The organism is Rhodanobacter humi, from assembly GCF_041107455.1.
GTDB lineage: Bacteria > Pseudomonadota > Gammaproteobacteria > Xanthomonadales > Rhodanobacteraceae > Rhodanobacter_A.
Map to the genome: position 1 here is coordinate 1,484,928 of NZ_JBGBPY010000001.1, position 26,558 is coordinate 1,511,485.

The 26,558-nt window shown below is 69.0% G+C and carries 27 protein-coding genes, 1 tRNA gene and 1 riboswitch; of the genes, 14 read left to right on the top strand and 14 right to left on the bottom strand.

The window, feature by feature from the left end; translation table 11 throughout:
• Nucleotides 1–99 precede the first annotated feature (99 nt).
• A complete protein-coding gene (locus tag AB7878_RS06550; RefSeq protein ID WP_369493589.1) occupies nucleotides 100–591 on the top strand; it encodes an Mpo1 family 2-hydroxy fatty acid dioxygenase in 492 nt (163 codons plus the stop codon).
• Nucleotides 588–995: a hypothetical protein gene (locus AB7878_RS06555; RefSeq protein ID WP_369493590.1), complete on the top strand. Its 408-nt coding sequence runs from the start codon at nucleotides 588–590 to the stop codon at nucleotides 993–995. The genes AB7878_RS06550 and AB7878_RS06555 overlap by 4 nt, the downstream gene beginning before the upstream one ends.
• 215 nt (nucleotides 996–1,210) lie before the next feature.
• Here AB7878_RS06555 and AB7878_RS06560 read toward each other — a convergent pair.
• The 3 genes from AB7878_RS06560 to rplM all read right to left on the bottom strand — a co-directional run bounded on the left by AB7878_RS06560 (nucleotide 1,211) and on the right by rplM (nucleotide 2,127).
• Nucleotides 1,211–1,285: transfer RNA gene (locus AB7878_RS06560), tRNA-Gln, on the bottom strand.
• Between the two features lie 11 nt (nucleotides 1,286–1,296).
• The gene (rpsI, locus tag AB7878_RS06565) at nucleotides 1,297–1,689 is read right to left on the bottom strand and encodes a 30S ribosomal protein S9 (protein WP_077484758.1); all 393 of its coding nucleotides are present in this window, start codon (nucleotides 1,687–1,689) and stop codon (nucleotides 1,297–1,299) included.
• A gap of 9 nt (nucleotides 1,690–1,698) precedes the next feature.
• Complete coding sequence (rplM, locus tag AB7878_RS06570) at nucleotides 1,699–2,127, bottom strand: 50S ribosomal protein L13 (protein WP_369493591.1); 429 nt, start codon at nucleotides 2,125–2,127, stop codon at nucleotides 1,699–1,701.
• Between the two features lie 198 nt (nucleotides 2,128–2,325).
• Between rplM and coq7 the strand changes: the two genes are divergently transcribed.
• Nucleotides 2,326–2,967, top strand: coding sequence for a 2-polyprenyl-3-methyl-6-methoxy-1,4-benzoquinone monooxygenase (gene coq7, locus AB7878_RS06575; RefSeq protein ID WP_369493592.1), 642 nt, complete (start codon nucleotides 2,326–2,328; stop codon nucleotides 2,965–2,967).
• Between the two features lie 169 nt (nucleotides 2,968–3,136).
• Here coq7 and speD read toward each other — a convergent pair whose 3' ends face one another.
• Nucleotides 3,137–3,922: an adenosylmethionine decarboxylase gene (speD, locus tag AB7878_RS06580; RefSeq protein WP_369493593.1), complete on the bottom strand. Its 786-nt coding sequence runs from the start codon at nucleotides 3,920–3,922 to the stop codon at nucleotides 3,137–3,139.
• Nucleotides 3,923–4,347: 425 nt separating this feature from the next.
• On the opposite strand from speD, the gene crp reads away from it, so the two are divergent.
• The gene (crp, locus tag AB7878_RS06585) at nucleotides 4,348–5,043 is read left to right on the top strand and encodes a cAMP-activated global transcriptional regulator CRP (protein WP_369493594.1); all 696 of its coding nucleotides are present in this window, start codon (nucleotides 4,348–4,350) and stop codon (nucleotides 5,041–5,043) included.
• Nucleotides 5,044–5,073: 30 nt separating this feature from the next.
• On the opposite strand, the gene AB7878_RS06590 is transcribed toward crp, so the two are convergent.
• Complete coding sequence (locus AB7878_RS06590; RefSeq protein ID WP_369493595.1) at nucleotides 5,074–8,022, bottom strand: bifunctional diguanylate cyclase/phosphodiesterase; 2,949 nt, start codon at nucleotides 8,020–8,022, stop codon at nucleotides 5,074–5,076.
• Between the two features lie 113 nt (nucleotides 8,023–8,135).
• Between AB7878_RS06590 and dinG the strand changes: the two genes are divergently transcribed.
• The 6 genes from dinG (at nucleotide 8,136) to AB7878_RS06620 (ending at nucleotide 13,088) form a co-directional block, all read left to right on the top strand.
• Nucleotides 8,136–10,235 carry an ATP-dependent DNA helicase DinG gene (dinG, locus tag AB7878_RS06595; protein WP_369493596.1) on the top strand — a complete coding sequence of 700 codons (2,100 nt, stop codon included), beginning with the start codon at nucleotides 8,136–8,138 and terminating at the stop codon, nucleotides 10,233–10,235.
• A 3-nt stretch (nucleotides 10,236–10,238) separates the two neighbouring features.
• A complete protein-coding gene (locus AB7878_RS06600) occupies nucleotides 10,239–10,790 on the top strand; it encodes a HutD/Ves family protein (RefSeq protein ID WP_369493597.1) in 552 nt (183 codons plus the stop codon).
• Nucleotides 10,791–10,858: 68 nt separating this feature from the next.
• Nucleotides 10,859–11,437 (top strand): NnrU family protein, encoded by a 579-nt coding sequence (locus tag AB7878_RS06605; protein WP_369493598.1) that lies wholly within the window; start codon nucleotides 10,859–10,861, stop codon nucleotides 11,435–11,437.
• A gap of 97 nt (nucleotides 11,438–11,534) precedes the next feature.
• On the top strand, nucleotides 11,535–11,732 hold the full coding sequence (locus AB7878_RS06610) for a hypothetical protein (protein WP_369493599.1): 198 nt from the start codon (nucleotides 11,535–11,537) through the stop codon (nucleotides 11,730–11,732).
• 10 nt (nucleotides 11,733–11,742) lie between these two features.
• Nucleotides 11,743–12,339 (top strand): DUF938 domain-containing protein, encoded by a 597-nt coding sequence (locus AB7878_RS06615; protein ID WP_369493600.1) that lies wholly within the window; start codon nucleotides 11,743–11,745, stop codon nucleotides 12,337–12,339.
• 347 nt (nucleotides 12,340–12,686) lie between these two features.
• Nucleotides 12,687–13,088 (top strand): YchJ family protein, encoded by a 402-nt coding sequence (locus tag AB7878_RS06620; protein ID WP_369493601.1) that lies wholly within the window; start codon nucleotides 12,687–12,689, stop codon nucleotides 13,086–13,088.
• Nucleotides 13,089–13,191: 103 nt separating this feature from the next.
• Here AB7878_RS06620 and ligB read toward each other — a convergent pair whose 3' ends face one another.
• The 4 genes from ligB to AB7878_RS06640 all read right to left on the bottom strand — a co-directional run bounded on the left by ligB (nucleotide 13,192) and on the right by AB7878_RS06640 (nucleotide 19,456).
• Entirely contained in the window at nucleotides 13,192–14,874 is a 1,683-nt protein-coding gene (ligB, locus tag AB7878_RS06625; RefSeq protein WP_369493602.1) for an NAD-dependent DNA ligase LigB, read from the bottom strand.
• A 95-nt stretch (nucleotides 14,875–14,969) separates the two neighbouring features.
• A complete protein-coding gene (locus AB7878_RS06630; protein ID WP_369493603.1) occupies nucleotides 14,970–15,746 on the bottom strand; it encodes an NRDE family protein in 777 nt (258 codons plus the stop codon).
• A 66-nt stretch (nucleotides 15,747–15,812) separates the two neighbouring features.
• Nucleotides 15,813–17,930 (bottom strand): beta-galactosidase, encoded by a 2,118-nt coding sequence (locus AB7878_RS06635; RefSeq protein WP_369493604.1) that lies wholly within the window; start codon nucleotides 17,928–17,930, stop codon nucleotides 15,813–15,815.
• A 185-nt stretch (nucleotides 17,931–18,115) separates the two neighbouring features.
• On the bottom strand, nucleotides 18,116–19,456 hold the full coding sequence (locus tag AB7878_RS06640) for an APC family permease (protein WP_369493605.1): 1,341 nt from the start codon (nucleotides 19,454–19,456) through the stop codon (nucleotides 18,116–18,118).
• Nucleotides 19,457–19,730: 274 nt separating this feature from the next.
• On the opposite strand from AB7878_RS06640, the gene AB7878_RS06645 reads away from it, so the two are divergent.
• Nucleotides 19,731–20,057: a hypothetical protein gene (locus AB7878_RS06645; RefSeq protein WP_369493606.1), complete on the top strand. Its 327-nt coding sequence runs from the start codon at nucleotides 19,731–19,733 to the stop codon at nucleotides 20,055–20,057.
• On the opposite strand, the gene AB7878_RS06650 is transcribed toward AB7878_RS06645, so the two are convergent.
• Both AB7878_RS06650 and AB7878_RS06655 read right to left on the bottom strand, forming a co-directional pair.
• A complete protein-coding gene (locus tag AB7878_RS06650; protein ID WP_369493607.1) occupies nucleotides 20,054–20,260 on the bottom strand; it encodes a hypothetical protein in 207 nt (68 codons plus the stop codon). The two genes, AB7878_RS06645 and AB7878_RS06650, sit on opposite strands and share 4 nt — an antisense overlap.
• Nucleotides 20,257–21,021, bottom strand: a complete 765-nt coding sequence (locus tag AB7878_RS06655; RefSeq protein WP_369493608.1) for a COG4280 domain-containing protein — start codon at nucleotides 21,019–21,021, stop codon at nucleotides 20,257–20,259. Before AB7878_RS06655 ends, AB7878_RS06650 begins: the two co-directional genes overlap by 4 nt.
• A 142-nt stretch (nucleotides 21,022–21,163) precedes the next feature.
• Nucleotides 21,164–21,239, top strand: a riboswitch (S-adenosyl-L-homocysteine riboswitch).
• 11 nt (nucleotides 21,240–21,250) lie between these two features.
• Between AB7878_RS06655 and AB7878_RS06660 the strand changes: the two genes are divergently transcribed.
• The 3 genes from AB7878_RS06660 to dinB all read left to right on the top strand — a co-directional run bounded on the left by AB7878_RS06660 (nucleotide 21,251) and on the right by dinB (nucleotide 23,671).
• Complete coding sequence (locus tag AB7878_RS06660) at nucleotides 21,251–22,147, top strand: ATP-grasp domain-containing protein (RefSeq protein WP_369493609.1); 897 nt, start codon at nucleotides 21,251–21,253, stop codon at nucleotides 22,145–22,147.
• Nucleotides 22,147–22,497: a gamma-glutamylcyclotransferase family protein gene (locus AB7878_RS06665; RefSeq protein WP_369493610.1), complete on the top strand. Its 351-nt coding sequence runs from the start codon at nucleotides 22,147–22,149 to the stop codon at nucleotides 22,495–22,497. The genes AB7878_RS06660 and AB7878_RS06665 overlap by 1 nt, the downstream gene beginning before the upstream one ends.
• 94 nt (nucleotides 22,498–22,591) lie before the next feature.
• Complete coding sequence (gene dinB / locus AB7878_RS06670) at nucleotides 22,592–23,671, top strand: DNA polymerase IV (protein ID WP_369493611.1); 1,080 nt, start codon at nucleotides 22,592–22,594, stop codon at nucleotides 23,669–23,671.
• 8 nt (nucleotides 23,672–23,679) lie between these two features.
• Here the strand turns inward: dinB and AB7878_RS06675 are convergent, their stop codons facing one another.
• Genes AB7878_RS06675 through AB7878_RS06685 form a run of 3 tightly spaced genes read right to left on the bottom strand, consistent with a single transcriptional unit; the run spans nucleotide 23,680 to nucleotide 26,434 of the window.
• Complete coding sequence (locus AB7878_RS06675) at nucleotides 23,680–24,123, bottom strand: DUF4262 domain-containing protein (protein ID WP_369493612.1); 444 nt, start codon at nucleotides 24,121–24,123, stop codon at nucleotides 23,680–23,682.
• A gap of 35 nt (nucleotides 24,124–24,158) precedes the next feature.
• On the bottom strand, nucleotides 24,159–25,475 hold the full coding sequence (locus AB7878_RS06680) for an ABC transporter permease (protein ID WP_369493613.1): 1,317 nt from the start codon (nucleotides 25,473–25,475) through the stop codon (nucleotides 24,159–24,161).
• Nucleotides 25,472–26,434, bottom strand: a complete 963-nt coding sequence (locus tag AB7878_RS06685; RefSeq protein ID WP_369493614.1) for an ABC transporter ATP-binding protein — start codon at nucleotides 26,432–26,434, stop codon at nucleotides 25,472–25,474. The genes AB7878_RS06680 and AB7878_RS06685 overlap by 4 nt, the downstream gene beginning before the upstream one ends.
• Nucleotides 26,435–26,558 lie beyond the last annotated feature (124 nt).

A 26,558-nucleotide genomic window follows, 5' to 3' on the forward strand; every position in this document is an offset into this window, starting at 1 on the left:
CTGAAGCCGCTCCTACGGCGTTCCTGCGGCTGCCCCGGCTTGCGACGCCAGCCATCGCCGTGCTGCTATTGCATCCCTGATCCACGAGCGGAGCGCACCATGGCCACACAAGCCGCAAACCCGCGCAGCATGCAGGACTGGCTGGACAGCTACAGCGCCGATCACCGCAACCCGATGAACCAGGTATTCCACTGGTGCTGCGTACCGCCGATCGTGTGGTCGGTGATCGCGTTGCTGTGGACGATCCCCGTGCCGCAGGCGTGGCTGCGCCCCGGCGCCTGGGCGGTGGCGGTGATGGTGCTGGCGTTCTACTGGTACTGGAAGCGTTCGCGCCCGCTGGCGCTGGCGCTGCTGGTCGCGTTCGCCGTGCTCGGCCTGCTCACCAACTTCCTGTACTGGCAGCTCGGCGCGGCCAACCTGCGCTGGCTCGCTGTCGGCGTGTTCGTGGTGGCGTGGATCGGCCAGTTCATCGGCCACAAGTTCGAAGGCCGCAAGCCCAGCTTCCTCACCGACCTCGCCTACCTGCTGATCGGCCCGGCTTGGCTGATGGCCAAGCTGCTGCGCCGGCTCGGCTTCAAACACGCCGTATGAATTCCCTGCTCACCCTGGTCAGCTCCCTGGTGTGGTGGGTGCTCTACGGCAGCATCGGCGCGCTGCTCTGTGCGCTGATCGCCTGGGCCGTGTTGCGCTGGACCGAGCGCTGCAACGTGGTGTTCAACCGCGTCTACCTCGCCTGCCTGCTGTGGACCCTGCTCGGGATGCTGCTGGTGGTCGGCGTGGCCGCGTACGAGGGGCATCTGCAGCCGCCGTTCCGGGCACTGCTCACTTCCGGACTGCTGCGCTGGGCGCTGGTGCTGGACATGGCGGTCGGCGTAGCGCTGCTGTGGCGGTTGACGCCGCGAGTGGATGCGCGGCGGGTAAGACCAGGGAGTGCGTGTCTGGCAGTGGGGGTGGTGATGGCGGTGGGGTTCGGGGTGGCTACCAGTTTGGTGTGAGGCTGCCGGAGGATGAAGAACCATCCGCATCCCGGCGAGACGCCGCGCGAGGACGTGCCGCTGCCGCTGGGAGTCGAGGTCACCAATGCCGCTCAGGACGTCTCGGCATGTCGCGCATCATCAATGGCCTGGCAAGCATCAGTCCCGACCTGGCGACCGGAAGGTCTGCCATCCATACGCAAAAAACCCGCCTTGCGGCGGGCTTTTTGGGGTTTTGGCAGCCCCGGATGGATTCGAACCACCGAATGCCTGAGTCAGAGTCAGGTGCCTTACCGCTTGGCGACGGGGCTGTAAACGTAGTTTAGCGCTTCGAGAACTGGGTGGCGCGGCGGGCCTTGTGGAGGCCGACCTTCTTGCGCTCGACCTCGCGGGCGTCGCGGGTCACGAAGCCGGCCTTGCGCAGCGACGACTTCAGGCTTTCGTCGTACTCGATCAGCGCGCGGGCGATGCCGAGGCGGATCGCGCCGGCCTGGCCGGTGATGCCGCCGCCTTCGACGGTGACCTTGATGTCGAACTTGTCGGTGTTCTGGGTCAGTTCGAGCGGCTGGCGCACGATCATGCGCGAGGTCTCGCGACCGAAGAACTGGTCGAGGGTCTTGCCGTTGACTTCGATCGCGCCGGTGCCCTTGCGCAGGAACACGCGGGCGGCGGAGGTCTTGCGGCGGCCGGTGCCGTAATTCTGCTGAATCGCCATGATGGTTCCTTAAACTTCCAGCGCCTGGGGCTGCTGCGCAGCGTGCGGATGCTCGGCGCCGCCGTACACCTTGAGCTTGCGATACATCTCGCGGCCCAGCGCGTTCTTCGGCAGCATGCCCTTGACGGCGATCTCGATCACGCGCTCCGGGTGGGTGGCCAGCAGATCCTTCAGACTGGTGGTCTTCAGGTTGCCGACGTAGCCGGTGAAGCGGTGATACATCTTGTCGTCCAGCTTCGCGCCGGTGACGTGCACCTTCTGCGCGTTGACCACGACGATGTAGTCGCCGGTGTCCACGTGCGGGGTGAATTCCGGCTTGTGCTTGCCGCGCAGGCGACGCGCGATTTCGGTCGACAGGCGACCGAGCGTCTTGTTCGTGGCGTCGACCACGAACCAGTCGCGCTTGACGCTTTCTGCCTTGGCGCTGAAAGTTTTCATTTCGAGATACCCGTCTGCCGCCGGCGAGGGCGGTTGCACAATAATCGGTGAAGCAAAGGCGCGAGATGATAGCGGAGCCGTCATCACTGGCGCAAGTCCACCGACAGGTGGCCTGTGAGCTGGCAATGATAGCATGCGGCGCCCGACGCTTGCATAGTCCCCGAACCTGCGTCGCCGCCCGTCACCGGAGGATCGCCCATGAACGCCCGCACGCTCAGCCCGCTGGACCGCCTGCTGGCCGGCATCGAACGCGCGCTGGAGACGGTGGCCGGCGCACCCGAGGCGAATCGCCCCTCGCCCGCACACGGCGCTGCCCACGCGGAACTGGACGATGCCGAACGCCGCCACGCCGCCGGCCTGATGCGCGTGAACCACACTGGCGAGGTCTGCGCGCAGGCGCTGTATGACGGTCAGGCCGCGTTCGCGCGCCACGCGGAGAACCGCGAACACCTGCTGCACGCCGCCGCCGAGGAAACCGACCACCTCGCCTGGTGCGGCGAGCGCCTGCAGGAGCTGGACAGCCGCCCCAGCCTGCTGAACCCCGTGTGGTACGCCGGCAGCTACGCGATCGGCGCGCTGGCCGCACTGGTCGGCGACGCGGTGAGCCTGGGCTTCGTGGTGGAAACCGAGCGCCAGGTGGAAGCGCACCTGGCCGAGCACCTGGAGCGCCTGCCCGCACAGGACGAACGCTCGCGCGCCGTGCTGGCGCAGATGCAGGCCGACGAGGTGCGCCACGCGCAGGACGCGCAGGCGCGCGGCGGCATCGCCCTGCCGTTCCCGATCCCGCAGCTGATGCAGGCCAGTTCGATGGTGATGAAGACGGTGGCCTACCGGGTGTAGGACGGATTCTTGTTATGCAGGAGCGGCTTCAGCCGCGATGCCCTCGGTCACCCATGGAAAAGCATCGTGGCTGAAGCCGCTCCTGCAAAAGCAAAGGCCCCGAAAAACCTGCCTTTCGGCGGATGCCACGCTCCACAAGAAAAACCCGCCTTTCGGCGGGTTTTTCGCGTCACATCAGGTTGCGGCCGTGGAACAGCTCCTCGATCTCCCGGCGCAGCAGCGACTCGATGCGCTGGCGTTCCTTGAACGAGAGGTCGTCGGCGTGGGCCTCGAACAGGTAGGTGTCGAGGTCGAAGTCCTTGATGTGCATCTTCGTGTGGAAGATGTTTTCCTGGTACACGTTGACGTCGAACATCTCGTACTTCTGGCGGATGTGCCGCGCCAGGTAGTCCTGCACCGAGTTGATCTTGTGGTCGATGAAGTGCTTCTTGCCCTTCACGTCGCGAGTGAAGCCGCGCACGCGGTAGTCGCACACCACGATGTCCGACTCGAAGCTGTCGATCAGGTAGTTCAGCGCCTTCAGCGGCGAGATCACGCCGCAGGTGGCCACGTCGATGTCGGCGCGGAAAGTGGCGATGCCGTTGTGGGGGTGCGTTTCCGGATAGGTATGGACGGTGATGTGGCTCTTGTCCATGTGCGCGACCACCGCGCCGGCGATCGAATCGCGGCCGAGCTTGTCGACGATAGGCTCCTCGGAAATGAGGATGGTCACCGAGGCGCCCTGCGGGTCGTAGTCCTGGCGAGCCACGTTCAGGATGTTCGCACCGATGATCTCGGCCACGTCGGTGAGGATCTGGGTGAGGCGATCGGCGTCGTACTGCTCGTCGATGTACTCGATGTAGCGCTGGCGCTGCTCTTCGGACACCGCGTAGCAGATGTCGTAGATGTTGAAGCTCAGGGCCTTGGTGAGGTTGTTGAAGCCCTGCAGGCGCAGGCGCGGAAGCGGCTTGACCACGGCGACTCTCCATGACCGGATCACGGTCAGCAGATGAGGCGGGTTAGCACCAAGGGTCCCCGCGGGAATTCGGATGGTGGGGACCCTTGTCTCCCACGACCCGGCGAACGACCCGCGGCCATGGGCCACGAGCGAAAGACTGCGAAGTATGCGGCAAAATCGGGAAAAACTGAACCTGCGTCAATTCACCCGGGTTTGCCATAATGGGGGTTCGGGGAGGGTCCGGCCCGCGGCAAGCCGCGGCGCACGCCAAGGCCAGCCCCGTGCGCAACGATGACCTGCCGGACGCCGCGCAAGTTTCCATCGCCTGCGTGCGTCCCGCGTGAACCCGCCGCCGGCAACGGCGCGCGACAGCCAGCTGATCGATGCAGCCCGTCGGCCCATGGAAGGCTCGCAGGGCCACCATTCAAGGGGAACCAGACACCGTGGCGCTACTCAAATACCAGCTGCAACAGGCCTTCGAACGCTCCCAGGCCCCGCTCGCCTTCGCGCCGGACCCGGCCTCGATGGAGCGCTTCCTCGCGCTCTGCCATCGCCGCCGCTACCCGAGCAAGACCGCGATCATCCGCCCCGGCGACCCGGCCAACACGCTGTACTACGTGATCGACGGTTCGCTCGCGGTGTGCACCGAGGACGAGCAGGGCCGCGAGCTGATCCTCGCCTACATCAACCGCGGCCAGTTCATCGGCGAGATGGGCCTGTTCGTGGAGCAGTCCCAGCGCGAGTCGGTGGTGCGTACGCGCACCGTGTGCGAGATGGCCGAGATCAGCTACGAGCGCCTGTTCCAGCTGATGAAGGGCCCGCTGCAGGAGGAATGTCCGAAGATCCTGTTCGCGATCGGCTCCCAACTCACCAACCGCCTGCTGCGCACCTCGCGCCAGGTGAGCCGGATGGCGTTCATGGACGTCACCAGCCGCATCTCGCGCACCCTGCTCGACCTGTGCGACGAGCCGGACGCGATGAGCCACCCCGAGGGCACCCAGATCCGCATCTCGCGCCAGGAAGTCAGCCGCATCGTGGGCTGCTCGCGCGAAATGGTCGGCCGCGTGCTCAAGCAGCTGGAGGAGCAGGGCATGATCGACGTGTCCGGCAAGACCATCGTGGTGCGCGGCACGCGCTAGGCCATCGCGCCCGCCGGCGGGCGCGCCGCATCACCCCTGCCTTGCCGCGCCCATGGCGGCCGCGGGAAGGCAGGGCGACGGCTCCGGCCGGCCCAGCATGAAGCCCTGCCCGAATTCGCAGCCCATCGCCAGCAGCGACATGCGCTGCCTCGCGGTTTCGACGCCTTCGGCGATCACGCCGATGCCCAGCGTGCGGGCCAGCGCGAGGATCGCCGCCACCACCGAGTCGGTGCCGGCGCCGCCGACGGCATCCAGCTCGCGCACGAACATCCGGTCGATCTTCAGCTTGCCCAGCGGCAGCGAGTGCAGGTAGCTCAGCGAGGAATAGCCGGTGCCGAAATCGTCCAGCGCCGTCAGCACGCCGGCGGCGCGCAGGCGCTCCAGGATGGTGCGCACCAGTTCCGGATCGTCCAGCAGCGCGCCTTCGGTCAGCTCGATCAGCAGCCGCGCAGGCGGCAAGCCGCTGCGTTCGAGCAGTTGCAGCAGCCGGCGGTCGAAATGCGCATGGCGCAGGTGCTGCGGCGAGACATTGATCGTCACGAAACCCGCGCCGGCATCCGGCCGCGCCATGCGTGCGCAGATCTGCTCGTAGAGCTGCCAGTCGATCGCCTCAAGCTGGCCGCAGTCCTGCGCGACGCGCACGAAGTCGTCGGGCAGCAGCAGGCCACGCCGCGGATGGTTCCAACGCAGCAGCGCCTCGTGGCCGACCACCGCACCGTTGTCGAGCCGGAAGATCGGCTGGTAGTGCGGCACGAACTCGCCGTGCAGCAGGGCATGGTGCAGCTCGACCTCCAGCGCCAGTTCGTCCACCGCATTGCGGGCCAGCGTCTCGTCGAACAACACGTGGCGGCCACGTCCCAGCTGCTTGGCGCGATACAGCGCGATGTCGGCGTCGCGCAGCAGCGCGTCGGCCAGCACGTGGCGATCACCGCCGATCGCGATGCCCACGCTGGCGGAGGGCTGCAGCTCGCGACCACCGATCGACAGCGGCTGGTGCAAGGCCTGCAGAACGCCCTGCGCCATGCGCTCGGCGACGGCCGGTTCGGCGACCGCATCCAGCAGGACCGCGAACTCGTCGCCGGCCAGCCGCGCCACCACGTCCGGTTCGTGCACGCAGGCGCGCAGGCGGTTCGCGGTCGCCTGCAGGAAGGCATCGCCGGCCAGGTGGCCCAGGCTGTCGTTGATCACCTTGAAGCGATCCACGTCCAGGTACAGCAGCGCGCAAGGCAGTGCGCCCGACGGCTGCCGCGCCAGCCGCTCGCCCAGGCGCTCGCGCAGGAAGCCGCGGTTGGGCAGGCCGGTGAGCGGATCGTGCATCACCTCGTGGCGCAGCTGCCGCTGGACCTGCTCGCGCTCGGCGATCTGCTCGCGCAACTCGCGGGTGCGCGCCTCCACCCGGTGCTCCAGCTGCAGGTTGGCCTGCAGCAGGTCGGTGGCGGCACGGCGGCGATGGATGCTGTTGGCGATCTGCAGCGCGGCGAAGCCCAGCAGTTCCTGGTCGGCGGCGCCGAAGCGCATCTCGTCGCCATAGCCCTGCACGGCGACCACGCCGATCACCGTCTCGCCCGTGCGCAACGGCACGCCCAGCCAGCAGGCGGACGGCGTGCCGATGTGGTGCGGCACCACCTCGCCGGCCGCTTCCATCGCCTCCAGTTCGCGCCGGGTGCCCAGCCACGGCCGGCCGGTGCGCAGCACGTAGGCGGTGATGCTGCGCTCCAGCGGCAGGCTGAACGTGCTCTGCACGCCGGCATCGACGTAATACGGGAAATCCAGCCGCTGCCGCTCCTCGTCCAGCAAGGCGATGTAGAAATTCGAGGCGTCCAGCAGGCTGCCCACCTCCGCGTGCACGTGCTGGTAGAACGCGCCCTCGTCGAGGTCGGCGGTGGCCAGCTCGGCCAGCCGGAACAGCACCGACTGCAGGCGTTCCGCGCGCTGGCGCTCCAGCACTTCCTGCTGCAGCTCGCGGTTGGCGGCGGCCAGTTCGCGGGTGCGTCGCAGCACCCGGCGTTCCAGTTCATCCTTGCTCTGCTTGCGCTCCAGCGCGGTGAGCACGTGCGCGGCGACGAAGCCCAGCACCGCGCGATCCTCGTCGGAGTAGCCCACGCCCTGGCGATAGCTCTGCACCACCAGCGCACCATGCACGCGCCCTTCGCGCAGCATCGGCACGCCCAGCCAGTCCACGCTGTCCGGGCCGACCACCTCCAGCGGTTCGCCGATCTGCGCCGCCAGCTGCTCGGCGTTGCCCATCAGCGACTGCCCCTGGCCCAGCAGGTGCCAGGTGAGCGAACCGCGCAATGCCTCCAGCGGTTCGTCGCGGTCGATGTCGGGGCCTGCGGTATCCGCCGTGTCGGCGAAGTACAGGAACCGCACCGTGCCGCGCTCGGGGTCGTGCCGCACGATGTAGAAGTTTTCGGCGTACATCAGCGTGCCGACGATGGCGTGGATGCCGCGCAACAGCTCGGGCATGTCGAGATCGGCGCCGGCCAGGTCGGAGATCGCGAACAGGGCGCGCTGCAGGTTCTCCGAGCGTTCCAGCTGGCGATGCGAACCGTGCAGCTCGGCCAGTGCCAGCAACTGCTGCAGCTGGCGCCCGGCCAGCGCCAGGCGGGGTTCCAGCACCGCGGCCAGCCGCGGGCCGGTCGCCGTGTCCTCCGGCGCCAGCAACAGCACGGCGGGCACGTCCGGCGCCAGCCAGATCGCGAGTTCGCCGTCGACGGCCGTCGCCACACCCTCCTCGTCGCGCAGCAGCGCCAGCATCCGCGCGCGCACAGGCGCGTCCACGGGGCCGTCCGCGGCACGGCACTCGCCCCGCTCCAGCCACAGCAGGCGGGCATCGCGACAGCCCGCGCAGCCACGGGCCAGTTCCACCACCAGTTCGCCCACCGCCTGCGGCGTGGACGCACCGATCAGCCGTCCCAACCAGGCCAGCTGGTCGGTTTCGCCTGGAATCGTGACATGCGACCTGCCGAACTGGTTCATGGCGCCGATGATTTTTCCCCCGGCCGATGGTAGCGCGCGACCGCGGCAGCGCCCAGCATCCGTTCCTGGCACCACCCGCCCGCTAGAATGGGCGGCTCGCCCCGGATGCACGCATGCTCGCCGACACCACCAAGGACGCCATCCGCGCCGCCTATACGCGCCTGAAGGACGGCCTGCCCGGCTTCCGCCCGCGCGCCTCGCAGGGAAAGATGATCGCCGAGGTGGCGAAGGCGCTGGCCAGCGAGGGCGGCGTCGCCGCGATCGAGGCGCCCACCGGCACCGGCAAGTCCATGGCCTACCTGATCGCCGGCCACGAGGTGGCGCGGGCGCAGAAGAAGAAGCTGCTGATCGCCACCGCCACGGTGGCGCTGCAGGAGCAGCTGGTGGAGCGCGACATTCCGCTGTACCTGCAGCTGTCCGGCCATCAGGCCAAGGTGGCGCTGGCCAAGGGTCGCGGCCGCTACCTGTGCCCGCGCAACCTCGCGATGGCGCGCAACAGCCTCGCCGGTTCGGCGCAGATGGGCCTTGCCGGCTTCGACGCCGACCTCGCGCTGTGGGCCAGGCCACCCGCCGAGCGCGACAAGCAAGCCTTGTCGAAACTCGCCCAGGCCTTCGACGCCGGCGAATGGAATGGCGACATGGACAGCGCGCCCGAACCGGTCAGCGAGCTGCTGCGCCCCATGCTCACCACCAGCGCGGGCGGCTGCACCAACCGCAAGTGCGGCCAGTTCATGATCTGCCCGTTCTTCGCCGCACGCCGCGCGGTGGACGATGCCGAGATCATCGTGGCGAACCAGGACCTGGTACTCGCCGACCTCACCATGCCGGGCGAGGACGACAACTGGGGTGGCGTGATCCTGCCGCGTCCGGACGAGACGCTGTACGTGTTCGACGAGGCCCACCACATCCCGGGCAAGGCGATCGACCGCGGCGCCGCCGAGGTGCATCTGGCCAACGCGGTGCGCCAGCTGAGCCGACTGGGCCGCCAGGTGCACGCGGCCTATTCGCTCACCGACAAGGAAAACCTCGGCAAGCTCACGCTCGATGCCGGCGACGCCAGGCTGCAGGAACTCTCCGACGCATTGGAAGCGCTGGAAAAGGAGATCCGCCTCGGCTGGCTGCCCGACCCCGCCGAGAGCGAACCGATGTACCGCGGCTCGCTGGGCCGCCTGCCCGAAGCCTGGGTGGAGCACGCGCGCCTGCTCGGCCTGCAGGCCGGCGAAGTGCAGCGCTGGCTCGCCGCGGTACGCCGCGCCGTGGTGGAGATGACCGACGGCGGCCCCACCCAGGACGCGTTGTCGCGCGAACTGGGCATCGCGCTGGAACGCGTCGGCAAGCAGGCCGCCTGCTGGCAGGCCTGGTCGGTGGACGATCCGGATCAGGCGCCGCCGCTGGCGCGCTGGGTCACGCTCACCGGCGACCAGCAACTGGTCTGCCATGCCTCGGCCGTGTCCGCCGCGGGCCTGTTGCGCAACGTGCTATGGGGCAACGCCAGCGGCGTAGTGCTGACATCCGCCACGCTGAGCGCGGGCGGCAATTTCCGCGGCTACGCCGACGCGGTGGGCCTGCCCGACGACGCGGTGACGCTCAGCCTGCCCTCGCCGTTCGACCTCGCCGCGCAGGCGCAGCTCGAAGTGCCCGCCATCGCCGCCCTGCCCGACGCGCGCGAGGAACACGCGCAGGCGATCAGCGACTGGTTGGCCGAACACCTCGACTGGAGCGCCGGCAACCTCGTGCTGTTCACCTCGCGCGCCAAACTCGACCGCGTGCTGCAGCGCCTGCCCATCGACAAGGTGCGCAAGGTGCGCGCGCAGGGCTCGCTGGGCAAGACGCAGCTGATCGCCGAGCACATCACGGACGTTGAATCAGGCCGTGGCAGCACGCTGTTCGGCCTCGCCAGCTTCGGCGAAGGCCTGGACCTGCCCGGCAAGCTGTGTGAGACCGTGGTCATCACCCAGCTGCCGTTCGCCGTGCCCACCGACCCGGTGGGCGCCACCTACGCGGAATGGCTGGAATCGCGCGGCCGCAATCCCTTCATCGAGGTGAGCATCCCCGAAGCCACCCGCCTGCTCACCCAGTACTGCGGCCGCCTGATCCGCAACGAGAGCGACACCGGCCGCATCGTGCTGCTGGACCGTCGCGTGGTCACCAAGCGCTACGGCGCCGGGATGCTGCGGGCGTTGCCGCCGTTCCGGCGCGTGATCGAGAGGTAGCGCATGGGCATCCTCCACCTCGCCGATTGCCCGGCCAAACCGTGGAAGAACGGCTTGGGCCGCACCCGCGAATTGGCCGTCCATCCGCCCGGTGCAGGCATGGACGATTTCCTGTGGCGGGTGAGCGTGGCCGAGGTGGAGAGCGCCGCGCCGTTCTCCGCGTTTCCGGGCATCGATCGCGTGATCGCCCTGCTGGCCGGCGACGGTTTCACGATGAAACTCGACGACGGCTGCACGCATGCGCTCACCACGCCCTGCGTTCCGTTTGCGTTCCCCGGCGAAGCCGGCGTGGACGTGGCGCTGGCCGGCGGCCCCAACCGCGATTTCAACCTGATGCTGCGCCGCGGCCGTGCGCGTGGCGGCATCGAGGTGTGGCGCACGGCGGGTACGCAGCAAGCCGATGCCGCCATCGTGCTGGTGTACTGCGCGCACGGTCGCATCGACACCGGCGACGGTGTGCTGCACGCGGGCGACGCCTGGCGCCCCGGTTCCGGCGCGTTCGTCCTGCACGAGAACACGCTGGCGCTGACCGTGCGCGTCGAAGCAGTTACCTGACAACCGTCACTCGTGGCGCCAGCCCCGGCTGCCTATACTCCAGCGCACCGCCCCCGGAGTCGCCTGCCATGCCTGTGCTGATCCTCGGTCTCGTGTTGTTTCTCGGCATACATTCGCTGCGCGTCTTCGCCGATGGCTGGCGCAAGCGGCAGATCGCGCGACTCGGCGAGAAGAAGTGGAAGGGCCTGTTCGCGCTGGTGTCGCTGGTCGGCTTCGTGCTGATCTGCTGGGGTTTCGCGCTGGCGCGGCACCATCCGGTGCTGCTGTACACGCCGCTGCCGTGGTTGGTGCGGCTGAATGCGCTGTTCACCCTGGTCGCGTTCGTGCTGTTCATTGCGGGGCGGGCACCGCGCAACGGCATCAAGGCGCGCCTGCACCATCCGCAGCTGCTGGCGGTGAAGACCTGGGCGTTCGGCCACCTGCTCGCCACCGGCATGCTGCACGACGTGGTGCTGTTCGGCGCGTTCCTGCTGTGGGCCGTCGTGCTGTTCGCCGCCTCGCGCCGGCGCGACCGCCGCGAGGGCACGGCGTACCCGCCCGGCACGGCCAAGAACACCGCCATCACCGTGGTGATCGGCGTGGTGGTCTGGGCAATCTTCGCGTTCTGGCTGCATGCGCTGCTGATCGGCGTGAAGCCGGTGATGTAGCCCCGTGGCAACGTGCCGCCGATGTGCCGAAAGCCACCTGCGCGGCGGCGGCGGATCGCGCTAGAGTGCTGTCACCCATCCCCCGTGAGGTCGTGCCATGGCCGCCTTCCTGCTCTGGCTGTTGCTGCTGGTGTTCTGCTGGCCGCTCGCGCTGCTGGCGTTGGTGCTCTACCCCATCGTGTGGTTGATCTGCTTGCCGCTACGATTGATCGGCATCACCGTGGGCGCGGTATTCGCCTTCCTCGGCGCGCTGCTGATGTTGCCGGCCCGCGTGCTGCGCGGCCGCCCGGCCTGATGGCGTGGGCGTGGACAAACCCCACGCCCCTTCCTGCGAACGCAACCGCGAACCCATCCTTGAGGTGTTGCGCCAGTACTTTGCCGACCGGCGGCACGTGCTGGAGATCGGCAGCGGCACCGGCCAGCACGCCGTGCATTTCGCCGCCGCGCTGACCTGGCTGGACTGGCAATGCTCGGACCGCACTGAAAATCTGCCGGGCATCCGCGCTTGGCTGGACGAGGCGGCGCTACCCAACACGCCGCCGCCACTGGAACTCGATGTCGACGGACCGTGGCCACGCGGCGCGTTCGACGCGGTGTTCAGCGCCAACACCTTGCACATCATGGCCTGGCACGAGGTGGAGGCGCTGTTCGCCCAGCTGCCGGCCGTCGTGACCGACGACGCGCGGCTGGCGATCTATGGCCCGTTCAATGACGGCGACCGCTACACCAGCGACAGCAATGCCGCGTTCGACCAGTGGCTGAAGGCGCGCGACGCGCACATGGGCATCCGCGACGCCGAGGCCGTGGACGCGCTGGCCGCGGCGGCAGGCTTTGCGCTGGTCGACGACGTGGCGATGCCGGCGAACAACCGCTGCCGCGTCTGGCAGCGCAGCCGGCACTGAGCCTGCACGCCACCGCCAAGAGCCTGCCCCATATCTCCGCCTGGCCCGCATCGGGAGCTGTTTGTGCGCAGGCCAAGGAAGAACGAAGGAGTGGACGTCCGTCCACGACTGAGTGATGACGCAGGGATGCGGGCAAACAGACCCGACCCGCACGCGGGGAGAGTCCATGGATGGACTCGGCTTTGAGGAGCGAGGAAGGGTTGCCTTGCCGTGGCCGCCATGCGGCAGCGCGCGCCTTGACCTGCCAGCCAAGCAGGCGCTGCGCCACGCGCCACCACCTGACGGCCACGGCAAGGCAATGCGAGCCAAGTGGAGATATGGGGCAGGCTCTCGTGTACAAAGGCGGCATGAAGGCGATCGACACCCTGACCCCCTGCCCCTGCGGCAATCCCGCCGGCTACGGCGCCTGCTGCGGCCCGCTGCATGACGGCAACGTGATCGCCGCCAGCGCCGCGCAATTGATGCGCTCGCGCTACAGCGCCTACGTGCTCAAGCGCGAGGATTACCTGCTGGCCAGCTGGCACGCCGACACCCGCCCCGCCTCGCTGCGGCTGGCCGCGCAGCAGCCCGCGCCGACCTGGCTGGGACTGGACGTGCGCCGCGAGCAGCGCATCGACGACGAGCATGCGACCGTGGAGTTCGTGGCCCGCTACCGTCTCGGCAGCGGCCGTGCGCACCGCCAGCACGAGCTCAGCCGCTTCGTGCGTGAGGCGGGCCGCTGGTATTACGTCGACGGCGAGCTGATGTAGGAGCGCACCCTGTGCGCGATGGCTTTTCGCTCTGATCGAAGCATCAAAGCATTCGCGCACAGAGCCTGCCCCGGACTTGATCCGGGGGTGCGCTCCTACAGACCTAAAAACCCTGCACGCCGGCTGTGCGCAATTGGCCCGCCAAGGCTTGCACCTCGGGATGGGCGAAGAAGACAGCCAGTTGGCGCGCACGCGCCGCGCTGGCGCCGCGCGCACGCCAGTCGCCTTCGCCCAGCGCAGCCAACGTGGCCCAATCCTCTCCAGCATCCGCCGCGTCATCCGGCGCGCCGAGCGCGTGCAGCCAGTCACCGAACGGTCGCCCGCGTGCGTCGGCAAACGCCTGCGCCAGTGCTGCGGAGCGGCTCGCACCCAGCCCCGGCACCGCGGCGAGTTGCGTGGGCGTGAGCGTCAGCCAGTCCAGTAGGCCACGGACCACGCCGGCATCCGCCAGCGCCTGCCAGGTGCCCACGCTAACACCTGGCAGGCGCAGGCCTTGCTTTCCGCCCAACCAGGCCAGTCGCGCCTGGAATTGCTGTTCGCAGCCCGGCGTGGCTTGCCAGCAACTCAGCGGGCCATAACGGGCCAGATCGGGCGCATCCACCGCGGCACGCTGCGCCGCGCGCCACGCCACCGACTGCAGGCGCGGGATGGTCAGCCCCGCCAGCGCCACCTCGACCTGGTCGCCGGGGCGGATGTCCAGTGCCTGCCAGCGCTTGAACGAACCCACGCTGACCCGCTGCACGCGATGGTCGTCCAACTGCACGGGCGCCAGTTCCAGTACCGGCGTGATGCGCCCGCTGCGGCCGATGGTGAAGTTCACCGCACGCACCTCGGCCAGCGCGGAGGCGGCCGGGTATTTCCACGCCACCGCCCAGTCCGGCGGCCGCGCCTGCCAGGTGTCGGCCGACGGTCGATGGCCCTGGCGCAGCACCGTGCCGTCGGCGGCAAACGGCAACGCCTGGCGGTACCACTGCTCGCGCCAGCGCCTCGCTTCGTCGAGGCTCGCCACCGGTTGCGCGAGCGCCGCGCTGTCGGCGAAGCCCATCGTGGCGAGGCCGGCCAGTCGCGCCGGCATGTCGGCCGGGCCGCTGGGCCAGTCCCACACGAACAGGCCGATCTTCGCGGCGGTGGCGGCGTCCAGCGTGTTGCGCGCCAGCGCGCCGGCCACCGCCGAACGCGCATTGACGCCGCCGTCCTTGGCCTGCACGTGGCCGGGCAGGCGCCACACCAGCTCGCCCTGCAGCACCACGCGGGCTGGCGCCTGCAGCAGCTGCTTGGGGATCGCGTCTATCGCCTGCGCCAACGCGGTCCAGTCCGAACCATGCAGGCCGTCGCCGCGACTGACGGCCTGGCGCAGTCGGCCGTGCTCGTAGAGCAGGGTCACCGCCACGCCATCCGCCTTGGGCTGCACCCACAGGTCGCGGTTGCCGCGCGCACGCATCCACGCCTCGACCGCGGCGGCATCGGGCAACTTGGCCAGCCCGGTTTGTGCCACCGGCGAACCGACACGGCCACCGGCATCGCCCAGATGCGCCAGCGGCGCCGGCGCCTGTTCGGGGAAGCACCGGCTCCACGTCGCAAGCTGCTGCTCGGCCTGGTCGTAAACGGCGTCGCTCACCGACGAGTGGCCATCGACCCGATAGGCATGGTTCCAGCCGTCCAGCCTGTCGTGCAGCGCAGCCAGCTCCCGGCGGGCCTGCTCGGGCGACCAGTCGGGGCAGTCTGCCGCATGCACGAGACCGGCGCCCGACATGACCAGCAGCAACAACAGGCAAGCCGTGCGCATGTGACGCTCCCACCGTGAATGGCGCCGTCAACGCTAACCGTGCCACTGCATGGCGTCGGACAGCCTCGCGCGCGCCAGCGCGTAGGCGCGGGGCGTCAATCCACGGCGGCGCGCGGACCGAAGCTCAGCCGGCTTTCGCCGAGGAAGCGCCCCTCGGGGCCAAAGCGGCGTTCCTCGATCACGCCGCGCCCGTCATGGGCGATCGCCACCACGGTGCTGGCGCGGGTGCCGTAGTCGGTGCCGCGGATGAAAGCCGCGGACAGCCAGCGCTCGCGCTCCAGCCCGATGCCGGTGTCGGGCAACTCGGCATCCGACGCCTGCCGCTCGTCGGCGAGCGCGGCGAACAGCGGCGCGAAATCGTCCGCGTCGCCGGTCCCGGTCCATGCGGCGAGCCGCGCCATCAGCGCGCGCGTCTTCGGCCAGGGCGTGTTGAAGTCGGCATTCGACAAGCCGTGCACGCCGGGCGTCACTGCCTGTGCGCGCGCCTCGGGCCGGTTGCCGAGATAGAACGCGGCCTGCGCATCGAAGGTGAGCAGATTGAACGGACGGTAGTCCGCTGCCGCCGCCAGCAAGGTCTGCGCATGCGCCGTGGCGTCGTCGGCACCCACGAGATAGTCAGTGGCGAGCAGGCCGCGCGAGGCGCCCAGCTGCGGATCGCGCGGGTCGCGCACGTTGGTGACCACGCAACAACGCCCGGCGTCGGTGACGCCCAGCCAGGTGCCGCCGGCTTCGAGGTCGCGGCCGCCGGTGATCGGCAAATCGTCCCAGCGCGCCAGCGGCGCACTGGGCCGTGCGTGGAATTCGTCGCGGTTGCCGGCCAGCACGAGGCGCCAGCGCGGATGGGCCTGCCAGGCGAAGGCGATCAGACACATGGGTTCACCTCACGAAGTATCCGGGCAAGCATAGTCACTGCACCGTCGCTGCGACCCGGCAGCACATCAATGCCGTAGCGACGCATTGGCTTTGCGCACCGCTTCCACGAAGCCCGCGAACGGAATGTCGGTGATGCCGACCAGGCCGAAATGCGAGTTCTCGCCGTCGAGCAGGCGACCGGTCACCGGCTCGTCCGCGTATTCGAACCAGTGTGCCCCCACGATGTCGGGGTCGCCCACCGCCGCCTGCAGGTAGCGCGCATAGGCCGCGCCGCGCTGTTCCTCGTTCGCCACGGACACGACGCCCTTGCCGAACGGGCCGCGGTCGTCCGAGCCGAAATGGAATTCGGTGATCAACACCGGCCTGTCCAGCTTCTTCGCCAGCGCCGCGTCATAGCCGTGTTGCGGCACGTCGGCATAGACGTTGAAGCTCATCACGTCACAGTACCTGGCGCAGGCCGCGATGGCCTCGGGCGTGCTGACCGCGAAGCGGCTGCCGAGGTAGAGATGATGCGGATCGTGACTATGGATGGCCTCGGCGACGGTGCGGAAGAATTGCGCGGCGTAACGGCTCAGCCACGCACTGTAGTCGTCGGCGATGGCGGGGTGCGCTTCGTTCGGCTCGGGCGCGGGAAAATCGGTGGCGTCCAGCGCATCCCACGACGCCAGCGTGATGCCCCATGCCGCCGCGAGCTTGTCCGGCGTGCCGTACCTCTTCCTCAAGTCGGCGATGAAGGCCTGCTTGGCCGCGCTGCGCGCCTCGCCGTGCAAAGTGCCGACGGCCAGCGCCCAGCGCCCCTGCGGGCCGTATGCGGACCACGACAACTCGTTGTCGGCGAAATAGCCCAGCAACCAAGGATCGTCGCGCACGCCTTGCGCGGCCTTCGCCGCTGCCGCATCCGCCGCCTGCGCGAAGCGTGGATCGAACGGGTCGGGCATGCGGCCCCACCAGTCGTAACCGGTGGCGACATTGCCGAAGTCGCCGCGGATGTCCAGTTCGCGCGTGTACGGCAACTGGTGCAGCGCGCCCAGCGCGGGGTCGCTCCAGTTGGCGACGGTGTTGAAGCCCCAGGCCTTGAGCCGCGCCAGGGCGCGCATGCGCCAGGCGGCAAGCCAGTCCCGGCCATCCACGCGATACAGGTTGGCGGCGTAGAAGTCGAACCACTGTCCGTGGTCGCAGCAGCGGCCGGCGCCCGCGCCCTGCTGTGCGTTGCGGTTGTCGGCGTTGCCGTAAAACGCGGCCCACGTGCCGCTGTCCGGCGGCAGGTCGCGGAACATGGACGCGCGGCCCTGCACGTAGGTGCGGGTGTCGTCGGCCTTCACGGTGTTCACGCCCAGCGAGAAGAAGCCGTGGCCGCCGGGCGTGACCAGCCACCAGCGACCATCCGCCTTTTGCGTGTGGAACCAGCCGGTGGCCCGCAGACGGACGTCCAGACGTCCGCCGTAACGGTCCACGCCAGCCGCCGATGCGGCTGGCGGCGCGCGCTTCACGGCGGCACGCAACGCGGCATCGTCGGCGATCTTCTCCGGCCACGCCTCGCGCGTGTACTGGCCGTAGCGATCCACGATGTCGGTGTAGGCGTCGCGCAGCGCTGCCTCGCCCGCCACCACCTCGAACTTGCCGAACAGGATGGATTGCGCAGCCTGCGGCGCGGGCATGGAGAGCCGCACGTCGCGCACGCCGGAACGATCCAGCCCTCCCGCCACCGTGGTCGCCAGCAGCACCCGCCGGCCGCCATCCTCGAACGGCTTGGCCGGGCCCACCTGCATGCCGAAGGCCAGCGGCGAGGTGACGTGCAACGGAATCACCAGGGTCTGCGCGGGACCGGCTGGCAAGCCCACCACCGCATGCAGTTGCTGCTTCGCGTCGCGCCCGTCGATGTCCACCACCAGGGTGACCGCCCACGGCATCGCGTTCTGCACGCGCAGGTGCAGCTCGCCCTGCCCGCTCCAGTTCCACGCGCCTTGCGCAGGAGCGATCGTGATCTGCGGCTGCGCGGATGGCTGGAAGGTGTAGCGCCGCTGCTGCACACCGTCCTGCGCCGTCTCCGTCGCCACCGCGCGCGTCACCTGCTGCAAGCCGATGCGCGCTGTTGTCGGCGACGACGCCAGATCGACCACGTCTGTCGCCATCGCGTGGCTGGCGAACAAGGCAACAAAAGCGAACAACCAAGCCCGTTTCATGACGTGCGCATCCTCACGAAACTCATCAAACGCGATCACCCAGCCGCACTATCCGTTCACACTGAGCGTAGCTTGCGAAAGCAAGCGACGCGAGGAGCGGCCACGGATGGCCGCGCTTTGGTGAGCGAGGAAGTCGAAGCGCCAGCAGCCGACTGCCCTTCGACTCCGGTGCTGCGCACCTACGCTCAGGGCGAACGGAGTGAACGGCCCTGCCAGCGCCGCCACAGCCAGTACACCGGTGCACCCAACGCGATGATGACCAGGCTCATGCCCGCGTCGTGCGGCGAGGCGATCGCGGTGGCGACGATCACGCCCAGCACGGTGAGCACGAACACCAGCGGCAGCAGCGGGAACAGCGGCACGCGGTAGGGCGCGGGTTCGTCCACGAACTTCCAGCGGTACCAGAACAGCGTGCCGATGCCGAACGCATGGCCCAGCCACTCGCCCACCGTGGTGTAGTCCACCAGCTGACCGAAGTTGCCCCACAGCATCAGCACCACCGTCCACCCGCCCAGCAGCGCCAGCGCCACCTGCGGCGCGCGCGTGCGCGGGTCGATGTAGCCCACCGCCCGGAACAGCATGCCGTCCGCACCCATGGTCTGCAGCACGCGGGCACCGCCGGCGATCGCGATGCTGCAGTAGCCGAAGGTGGAGCAGGCGATGCCGACCGCCATCACCTTCGCGCCGGTTTCGCCGAACAGGCGGCGCATCAGGTCGGCCGCCGGCGCCTGGCTGGCGGCCAGCCCCGCGTGCCCCAGGCCGGTGAGGTAGGCCACGTTGGCCAGCACGTAGGCCAGCACCACGCCCAGCATGCCCAGCAGCAGGGCGCGCGGCAGCGTGCGCTGCGGATCGCGCACCTCGCCGGCGAGGTCGTTCAAGTAGTGGAAGCCGCCGTAGGTGAACAGCACCGGCAGCAGCGCGCCCACGAAGGCGCCGCTGGACACGTGCTGCGTGGCGTCCGCCGCCAGCACGCCGCCCAGGTGGCCGTGCGCCAGCGCCAGGCCCACCGCCACCAGCAGCGCGATCGCCGCCAGCTTCAGCACCGCGAAGATGTTCTGCATCAGCGCGCCGGCACGGATGCCGAACAGGTTCACGCCCACGATGAACACGATCGCCGCCACGCCCACCGGCTTCACCCACAGCAGCGGTAGGTCCACCGCCTTGCAGAAGTAGTCGGCAAACGTGGTCGCCACCGCCGCCACGCTGCCCGGGTAGTTGATCAGCGCCATCGTCCAGCCGAACAGGAAGGCCGGCAGCATGCCGAACGCTTCGCGCAGGTAGAGGTAGATGCCGCCCGCCTGCGGTCGCCGCGAGCCGAGCTCCGCGTAGCACAGCACGCCGGTGAGCGTGAGCAGGCCGCCCAGCACCCACAGCACCAGCAGCGGCAGGCCCGAGCTCGTGCGCTCGGCCACCGTCGCCGGCGTGCGGAAGATGCCGGCGCCGATCACGCCGCCGATCACGATCATCGCGCCGTCCCACACGCCGAGGCGGCGCAGGTACGAAGGGGAGCTGGTGGCTGTCGTCATCCGGCAACCTTGGCATGGCGGACGGGGGTTCGACCAGTCCCCGTGGACAGGGGGCTTGCCCGCCCGCTAGCAGCCTGTCGGACTTTGATGGTCGAGGCGAGAATTCGGTTGTGTGAGGGCCGGTTTTCGACAATTCGCCGCCCCATAGTGGTTCTATGGGGCAAGAAGTGGCGGAAATATGGACCACACGGCCGGATTCGCAGGCCGGCCGATCAAAGCTCGACAGGCTGCTAAACCCGGATCACGCTGCGCGCGGGGAATCCATGGAGGCGCGATGACCAGAACCACGACGTTGCTGTTCCTGCTGCTGATCGCCGCGGCGATCTGGCTGAGCTGGCGCCACTGGCAAAACGCCAAGGCCCTGCTGCAGGACTGGGCCGCCGCCAACGGCCTGCGCATCCTGCACGCAAAATCCAATGCGTTCTGGCTGGCCATGCCGCTGTCGATGTGGTTCACCACCTCGAAATATCAGATGGTCTACCGCATCTCGGCCTACGACGAATCCACCCACCGCATCCGCGAGGGCCTGGTACGGCTGGGCACGCCCATATGGGGCTTCATGAATCGCGGCGCGGTCGAGGTGTTCTGGGACGACCACTAATGCCGTGCGCGGCGCAGCACGCTCTCGACCAGGATCGCGAGCAGGCCCGCGGCGAGGATGACCGCATTCCAGCCGCGGCCCAGCTGCAGCAGCGGCAGCACGCGCCACGCCAGCAGCAGCCAGACCACGATGGCGAGCGCGTAGCGACCATCCTCGACGAACAGGCCCCACAGCTCCGTCAGCGCCGTGCGCAAGCCGTTCATCGCGCGAGCTCCTTCGCGCCGACGGCGGCGAGGCGACGACACGAAGCCACGCACAGCGCGGCCACCACGAGGAACGCACCGACCAGGCCGGGGATGGACCAGTCGCCACCCGGCCACGCGTAGCCCATGCCCTCGCCGGCCCAGAACGTGCCGAACGCGCAGAGCAGCACGCCCACCGCGAACTTCAGCGTGTTCTCCGGCACCCGCGCCAGCGGCCGATGCACCACCAATCCCAACGCCACCACCAGCAGCAGCGCGGCCAGCGCGCCCAGGCTGGCCGGCCACAGCAGGTCGGCGCGGCCGGCGCCGATGGCGAGCACGATGAACACCACCTCGACGCCTTCGAGCACCGTGCTCTTGAACGTCACCGCGAACGCAAGCTTGTCCAGGCCCGGCCGCGCGTCGCCCTGCTCGCGCAGCACCCGCATCTCGCGCCGGTAGATCGCTTCCTCGTCGTGCAGCGCCAGCACGCCGGCCGCGCGCAACACGGCCTTGCGCAGCCAGCGCATGCCGAACAGCAGCAGCAAGGCGCCCACCACCAGCTGGAAACCGTGCAAGGGGATGCGGGTGAGCACGTGACCGAGCAGCACCACCAGCAGCAGCAAGGCCAGCAGGCCCGTCGCACTGCCGGCCAGCGCGCTGCGCCAGCCGCGCGTGGCGCCCACCGCCAGCACCACGGTCAGCGCCTCCACGCATTCCACCAGCGAGGCGAGGAATGCGGCCAGCACGGTGGCGCCGGCATGGGTCCAGTCGATCGGCATGTTGGGCTCCGTCGCGGGGCGGGTACAGGCACGCAGCATACGCCCGCGCGATTGACAGCCGCCCCTCGCCGCCGAAGAATGCGCGCCATGCATCGCCTGCGCGATGCTTCCCTGTTGCGCCGGCGATTCGCGCCGCGCAGTCCGCGCCGAGGGGTGCTGCGACGGAGCGATCCGCCACGCTCGGCCCGCGATCCTCGAGACAAGGGCGCCCTCCATGCAGAGGGTTTTTATGTCCATCCAGCTTGCCCTTGCCACCGACGCCGACCATCCGGGCGTCCATCCCGACGACGCGCATGCCGTCGCCACGCTCGCACGCCTCGGCGTGCATGCCACGCCCTGCATGTGGAACGACCCCGCCGTGGACTGGACGCGCCACGACGCCGTGCTGATCCGCACCGTGTGGGACTACTTCAAGCACCATGCGCAGTTCCTGCACTGGCTGGACCGGCTCGACGCGCTGGCCGTGCCCACGATCAACGACAGCGCCCTGCTGCGCTGGAACAGCGACAAGCACTACCTGGCACAACTGGAATCGCTGGGCGTGGCCACCATTCCCACCCGCTTTCTGGCGCATGCCGAACTGCGCGACGCGCTGGCCGCGCAGGCGGGGCGCAACGTGGTGGTCAAGCCCAGCGTCAGCGGCGGTGCGTGGCGCACGGTGCGCGGCACCGCGGGCGATGTCGCCTTCGATCGCGCCGTGGCGGAACTACCGCCCGGCGATTACCTGCTGCAACCCTTCGTGCCGGCGGTGGTCGAGCAGGGCGAATGGTCGCTGCTGTTCTTCGGCGGCGAATTCAGCCACGCCGTCATCAAGCGGCCAGCGCGGGGCGACTACCGCGTGCAGCACGAGCACGGCGGCCTTACCGAAGCCGCCGAACCGGAGGCGGCCACGCTGGCCGCAGCCCGGCACGCCCTGGCGGCTTGCGGGGAGCTCGGACTGGGCGAGGCGGTGTACGCGCGGGTGGACGGCGTGGTCGCGGACGGCCGCTTCCTGCTGATGGAGCTGGAATTGATCGAGCCTTCGCTGTTCCTGGCCGGACGGCCCGATGCCGCCGAACGCTTTGCCCGCGCCGTCGCCGCACGGCTGCAGGCACGGCGCGCCCCACGCACGCCGGAGAACGCCTGATGGAAACCCAGGCCGACGAGTTGCTGTTCTCCTACGGCACGTTGCAAAGCGAGGCCGTGCAGCTCGCCACCTTCGGCCGCCACCTAACTGGCGCGCCGGACGCACTGCCCGGCTACCGTCTCGAACAGCTGGCGATCCGCGACGCGCAGGTCGTCGCCACCAGCGGCGCCACGCACCACCCCATCGCGATGCCCAGCGGGGATGCGGCGGATCGCGTGCGCGGCACGGTGTTCCGCCTCACGTCGCAGGAACTGGCGCAGGCGGACGCCTACGAGGTGGACGATTACCGGCGCGCGGCCGTGGTGCTCGCCTCCGGCCTGCGGGCGTGGATGTACGTGCGCGCGGAGTAATCGCCCGCGCCGGCACCGCCAGCGCGGCGGTGCCGGCGCGATCCGGATCAACGCGTTCTAGAATCGTGCGCACCGCATCGCCCGTCCCCGCCACGTGCCCACACCCCGCAAGATCATCCACGTCGACATGGACGCGTTCTACGCGTCGGTGGAGCAGCGCGACGATCCGTCACTGCGTGGCAAGCCCGTGGTGGTGGCGTGGAAGGGCGCGCGCTCGGTGGTGTGCGCGGCCAGCTACGAGGCGCGCAAGTTCGGCGTGCGCTCGGCGATGCCCGCGATCCGCGCCGAGCGGTTGTGCCCGCAGGCGATCTTCGTGCCGCCGGACTTCACGCGCTACAAGGCAGTATCGCGCCAGGTGCGCGAGATCTTCGCGCGGCACACCGCTCTGATCGAGCCGCTGTCGCTGGACGAGGCCTACCTCGATGTCACCACCACGGACAACGGCCTGCCTTCGGCCACCGCCACCGCCGAGGCGATCCGCACCGCGATCCGCGAGGAAACCCGCCTCACCGCCTCGGCCGGCGTGGCGCCGAACAAGTTCCTCGCCAAGATCGCCTCGGACTTCCGCAAGCCCGACGGCCTGTTCGTGGTACGCCCGCGCGAGGTGCTGGACTTCCTCGCGCCGCTGCCCATCGGCCGCCTGCCCGGCGTGGGCAAGGTGATGGAAGGCAAACTCGTCGCACTGGGCCTGGCCACCGTGGGCGACTTGCGCGCGTTCGCGGCAGAGGAACTGGAGCAACGCTTTGGTCGCTGGGGCCGGCGCCTGCACGAGCTGTCGCTGGGCATCGACGAACATCCGGTGACGCCCGACCGCCCTACCTTGCAGGTGTCCGCCGAGGACACCTTCGAGCACGACCTCACGCTAGACGAGCTGGAACCGCACATCCGCCGGCTCGCCGAGAAGGCCTGGGCTGCGCACCAACGCGAGGCGAGCGAAGGCCGCATCGCGCGCACCGTGGTGCTGAAGTTGAAGACCGCCGATTTCCACACGCTGACGCGCAGCCTCACGCCCGCGCAACGGCCGCAATCCGAACGCGAACTCGCCGAACTGGCCTGCGCGCTGCGCGCGCGGGTGGAACGCCCCGCCGACAACCGCTATCGCCTCGTCGGCGTGGGCTTGGCCGGCTTCGTGGAAGCCGACCAGTACGCGGCGCAGTACGAGCTGTTCGGGTGATGCTGGAGCTAGACGATGGCTAGCGCCTCATCGACCGGAACGTAGTCGTAACCGGCCTCCCACGGAAAACGATGCTGCCGATCAGGCAAGAACATGACCGCAGCAGTGAACGCCTTGTCTGCGTAGTAGCGCATGGCAGTGCCGAAGTACTCGCCCCTGTAGGCCGGTCGAACTGGCCTGAAAATTACGTTGTAATCACCGGCCAAGACATTGGGATCCTCGACATCGAACCGTATGACGTAACCGTTCCTGAGCAAGGTTGCACACTCGCTGAGCAACGAATGAGCCTTTTCTTGCTGCATGCCGAACACCGCTATCTCAGGTGCGCCGTATGACTTCGCGAACCCTATGGAATAGGTAAAGACACAGCCCTTTTCGCCTAGCGCAGGGGACACATGGAGGCAATGCCATCCGTAGCGCTTGATGTCTGTTGCGACCATGGTGTCATGCACGGCGAAGCATTCCCCACCCATAGAACGCCACCGCCTCACGCCCGAATCCACCGCCACAGCTCGCCCCACGTGGGCTTCTTGCCGTACATCAGGATGCCGGTGCGGTAGATGCGCGCGGCAAACCACACGCAGGCCATGAGGCCCAGCACCATCAGGCCCAGCGACAGTGCCAGTTGCAGCGGCGGCACCGCGGTCATCGACCAGCGCACCGGCATGGTGAACGGGGCGAAGAACGGGATGAAGGACATCGTGGTGCCCAGCGCGCCCGAGGGGTCGTTGATCAGGCCGAACATCGCCATGAAGCCCACGAGGATGCTCATCGTGACGAACACCGCGTATTGCTGGGCCTCCTGGATGGTGTTGCACATCGCGCCGATCGCCGCGTACAGCGAGCCGTAGATCAGGAAGCCCAGCGCGAAGTAGAGCAGGAACACCACCAGCAGCGCCGGCGGCATGCTGGGGATGGCGAACTTGCCCGCGGCGGCGGCGCCCATGCCGAACGCGCCGGCCAGGTGCGGGCCCTGGCTGCCCAGCACGAACGCCGTGCCCACCCAGATTCCCATCTGGGTCAAGCCGGCCAGCCCCACGCCCAGCACCTTGCCCATCAGCATCTGGAACGGGGTCAGCGAGGAGGTGAGCACCTCCATGATGCGCGAGTTCTTTTCCTCGATCACCGAGGTGAGGGTGCGGCTGCCGTAGGAGATGATGGCGATGTAGAGGAGGAAACCCATCGCATAGGCCAGCGCGAACGAAGCCTCGCCGCTCTGCCCGGTGAGCTTGCCGTCGGTGACCTTGGCGGTGTCCATGTCCGCTGGCGCCATCGCCTTGGTGACCAACGCCTGATCCACGCCGGCATGCGCCAGGCGCACGCCGGCCAGCGCCTTGGAAATCTCGCGCTGCAGCCGGCTCATGCCCTCGGGTGAGGTCACGTCGTCGCCGTAGTAGCGCAGCTTGCCGCTGGCCAGCGTGCCGGCATCAAGCACCAGCACACCGTCCCAGCCGTCCCGTCCGTTGCCCTTCGCGAAGCCGGATTTGGCGATCAGGCCATCGCGCACCTGGGCCAGGTTCGCCCCATCGGCGGGGAACAGCGTCGCCTCGTAACGCGGCCTGGCCGTTTTTCCGTCGCCGATGGTGGCGGCATCCAGCGTGGTCAGCACCGGTTGCCCCAGGCCGCTGCCGGACGCGTCCACCACCGCCACGCGGCTGGTGTGGTCGCCACCGCTCATCAGCAAGGCAGGCAACACCGCCATCGCCAGCATGAACACCGGCAGCAGCAAGGTGGAGATCAGAAAGGCCTTGGTGCGCACGCGCTCCACGTACTCGCGGCGGATCACGGCAAGGGTCTTGTTCATGCGGCGACTCCGGCGACGGCAGGCAAAGGGGTGGCGTCGGGGTCGACGCCCACCTTGGCGACGAAGATGGCGTGCAGCGAAGGCTCCACCACCTCGAAGCGGCGCAGGCCCACGCCGGCGCTGACCAGCGCGGCCAGCAACTGTTCGGGGTCCGCGCCGTCGGCCATCTTCAACTCGGCGCTGGCGCCATAGTCGTCCAGCCGAGCGACCAGGCGCGGATCGGCGAGCACGGCGTTGGCGCGCTCACGGTCATGGCTGAAGCCCAGCGCCACGTGACGGCCGCCGAAGTCGGCCTTCACCTGCGCCACCGTGCCGTCCACCACCAGCTTGCCGCGCGCGATGATCGCCACGCGGTCGCACATGCGCTCGGCCTGCTCCATCACGTGCGTGGAGAACAGCACGGTGCGGCCGCTGGCGGCGATCTCCACCACGATGTCCTTCATGGTCTGCGCGTTGATCGGGTCGAGGCCGGAGAACGGCTCGTCCAGGATCACCAGCTCCGGTTCGTGCAGCAGCGCGCCGGCGAACTGCACCTTTTGCTGCATACCCTTGGAGAGGTCCTCCACCTTCTTCTGCGCCCAGCCGGCGATGTCGAGGCGTTCCAGCCATATCAGCGCGCGCTTGCGCGCATCGTTGCGCGCGATGCCCTTGACCTCGCCCAGGAACACCAGGTGATCGAGCACCTTCATCTTCTTGTACAGGCCGCGCTCCTCGGGCAGGTAGCCGATGCGCGCTGACAGGTCGCGGCTGTTGCCGCTGGCACCGAACAGCGCGATGCGCCCCTCGTCCGGCTGCAGGATGCTCATGATGAGGCGGATGGTGGTGGACTTGCCGGCCCCGTTGGGGCCGAGCAGGCCGTAGATGCCGCCGGACGGCACCTGCAACGACAAATCGCTTACCGCGACATGGCCGGCGAACCGCTTGGTCACCGATTCGACGCTGACGCTGGGCGTGGACATGCCTGCTTCTCCCCCTTGCCGCCAAGGCCTTCCCGGCCCGAATTTCCGCAACTTAACATGCACCCAGCCGCGCATACCCCTGCCTTTCGGCATCCGGCGCCCCGGTTTCACACCTGGGCCCCAG

Excerpts from the sequence above, each read along its gene's own strand:
- AB7878_RS06605 (WP_369493598.1), top strand. The coding sequence starts at position 10,859 with ATGCCTGTGCTGATCCTCGGTCTCGTGTTGTTTCTCGGCATACATTCG.
- AB7878_RS06665 (WP_369493610.1), top strand. The coding sequence starts at position 22,147 with ATGGAAACCCAGGCCGACGAGTTGCTGTTCTCCTACGGCACGTTGCAA.
- AB7878_RS06620 (WP_369493601.1), top strand. The coding sequence starts at position 12,687 with ATGAAGGCGATCGACACCCTGACCCCCTGCCCCTGCGGCAATCCCGCC.
- AB7878_RS06660 (WP_369493609.1), top strand. The coding sequence starts at position 21,251 with ATGTCCATCCAGCTTGCCCTTGCCACCGACGCCGACCATCCGGGCGTC.
- AB7878_RS06640 (WP_369493605.1), bottom strand. The coding sequence starts at position 19,456 with ATGACGACAGCCACCAGCTCCCCTTCGTACCTGCGCCGCCTCGGCGTG.
- AB7878_RS06680 (WP_369493613.1), bottom strand. The coding sequence starts at position 25,475 with ATGAACAAGACCCTTGCCGTGATCCGCCGCGAGTACGTGGAGCGCGTG.
- AB7878_RS06685 (WP_369493614.1), bottom strand. The coding sequence starts at position 26,434 with ATGTCCACGCCCAGCGTCAGCGTCGAATCGGTGACCAAGCGGTTCGCC.
- AB7878_RS06610 (WP_369493599.1), top strand. The coding sequence starts at position 11,535 with ATGGCCGCCTTCCTGCTCTGGCTGTTGCTGCTGGTGTTCTGCTGGCCG.
- AB7878_RS06630 (WP_369493603.1), bottom strand. The coding sequence starts at position 15,746 with ATGTGTCTGATCGCCTTCGCCTGGCAGGCCCATCCGCGCTGGCGCCTC.
- AB7878_RS06655 (WP_369493608.1), bottom strand. The coding sequence starts at position 21,021 with ATGCCGATCGACTGGACCCATGCCGGCGCCACCGTGCTGGCCGCATTC.
- dinG (WP_369493596.1), top strand. The coding sequence starts at position 8,136 with ATGCTCGCCGACACCACCAAGGACGCCATCCGCGCCGCCTATACGCGC.
- AB7878_RS06635 (WP_369493604.1), bottom strand. The coding sequence starts at position 17,930 with ATGAAACGGGCTTGGTTGTTCGCTTTTGTTGCCTTGTTCGCCAGCCAC.
- AB7878_RS06645 (WP_369493606.1), top strand. The coding sequence starts at position 19,731 with ATGACCAGAACCACGACGTTGCTGTTCCTGCTGCTGATCGCCGCGGCG.
- ligB (WP_369493602.1), bottom strand. The coding sequence starts at position 14,874 with ATGCGCACGGCTTGCCTGTTGTTGCTGCTGGTCATGTCGGGCGCCGGT.
- coq7 (WP_369493592.1), top strand. The coding sequence starts at position 2,326 with ATGAACGCCCGCACGCTCAGCCCGCTGGACCGCCTGCTGGCCGGCATC.
- AB7878_RS06590 (WP_369493595.1), bottom strand. The coding sequence starts at position 8,022 with ATGAACCAGTTCGGCAGGTCGCATGTCACGATTCCAGGCGAAACCGAC.
- AB7878_RS06550 (WP_369493589.1), top strand. The coding sequence starts at position 100 with ATGGCCACACAAGCCGCAAACCCGCGCAGCATGCAGGACTGGCTGGAC.
- rplM (WP_369493591.1), bottom strand. The coding sequence starts at position 2,127 with ATGAAAACTTTCAGCGCCAAGGCAGAAAGCGTCAAGCGCGACTGGTTC.
- rpsI (WP_077484758.1), bottom strand. The coding sequence starts at position 1,689 with ATGGCGATTCAGCAGAATTACGGCACCGGCCGCCGCAAGACCTCCGCC.
- AB7878_RS06555 (WP_369493590.1), top strand. The coding sequence starts at position 588 with ATGAATTCCCTGCTCACCCTGGTCAGCTCCCTGGTGTGGTGGGTGCTC.
- AB7878_RS06600 (WP_369493597.1), top strand. The coding sequence starts at position 10,239 with ATGGGCATCCTCCACCTCGCCGATTGCCCGGCCAAACCGTGGAAGAAC.
- AB7878_RS06650 (WP_369493607.1), bottom strand. The coding sequence starts at position 20,260 with ATGAACGGCTTGCGCACGGCGCTGACGGAGCTGTGGGGCCTGTTCGTC.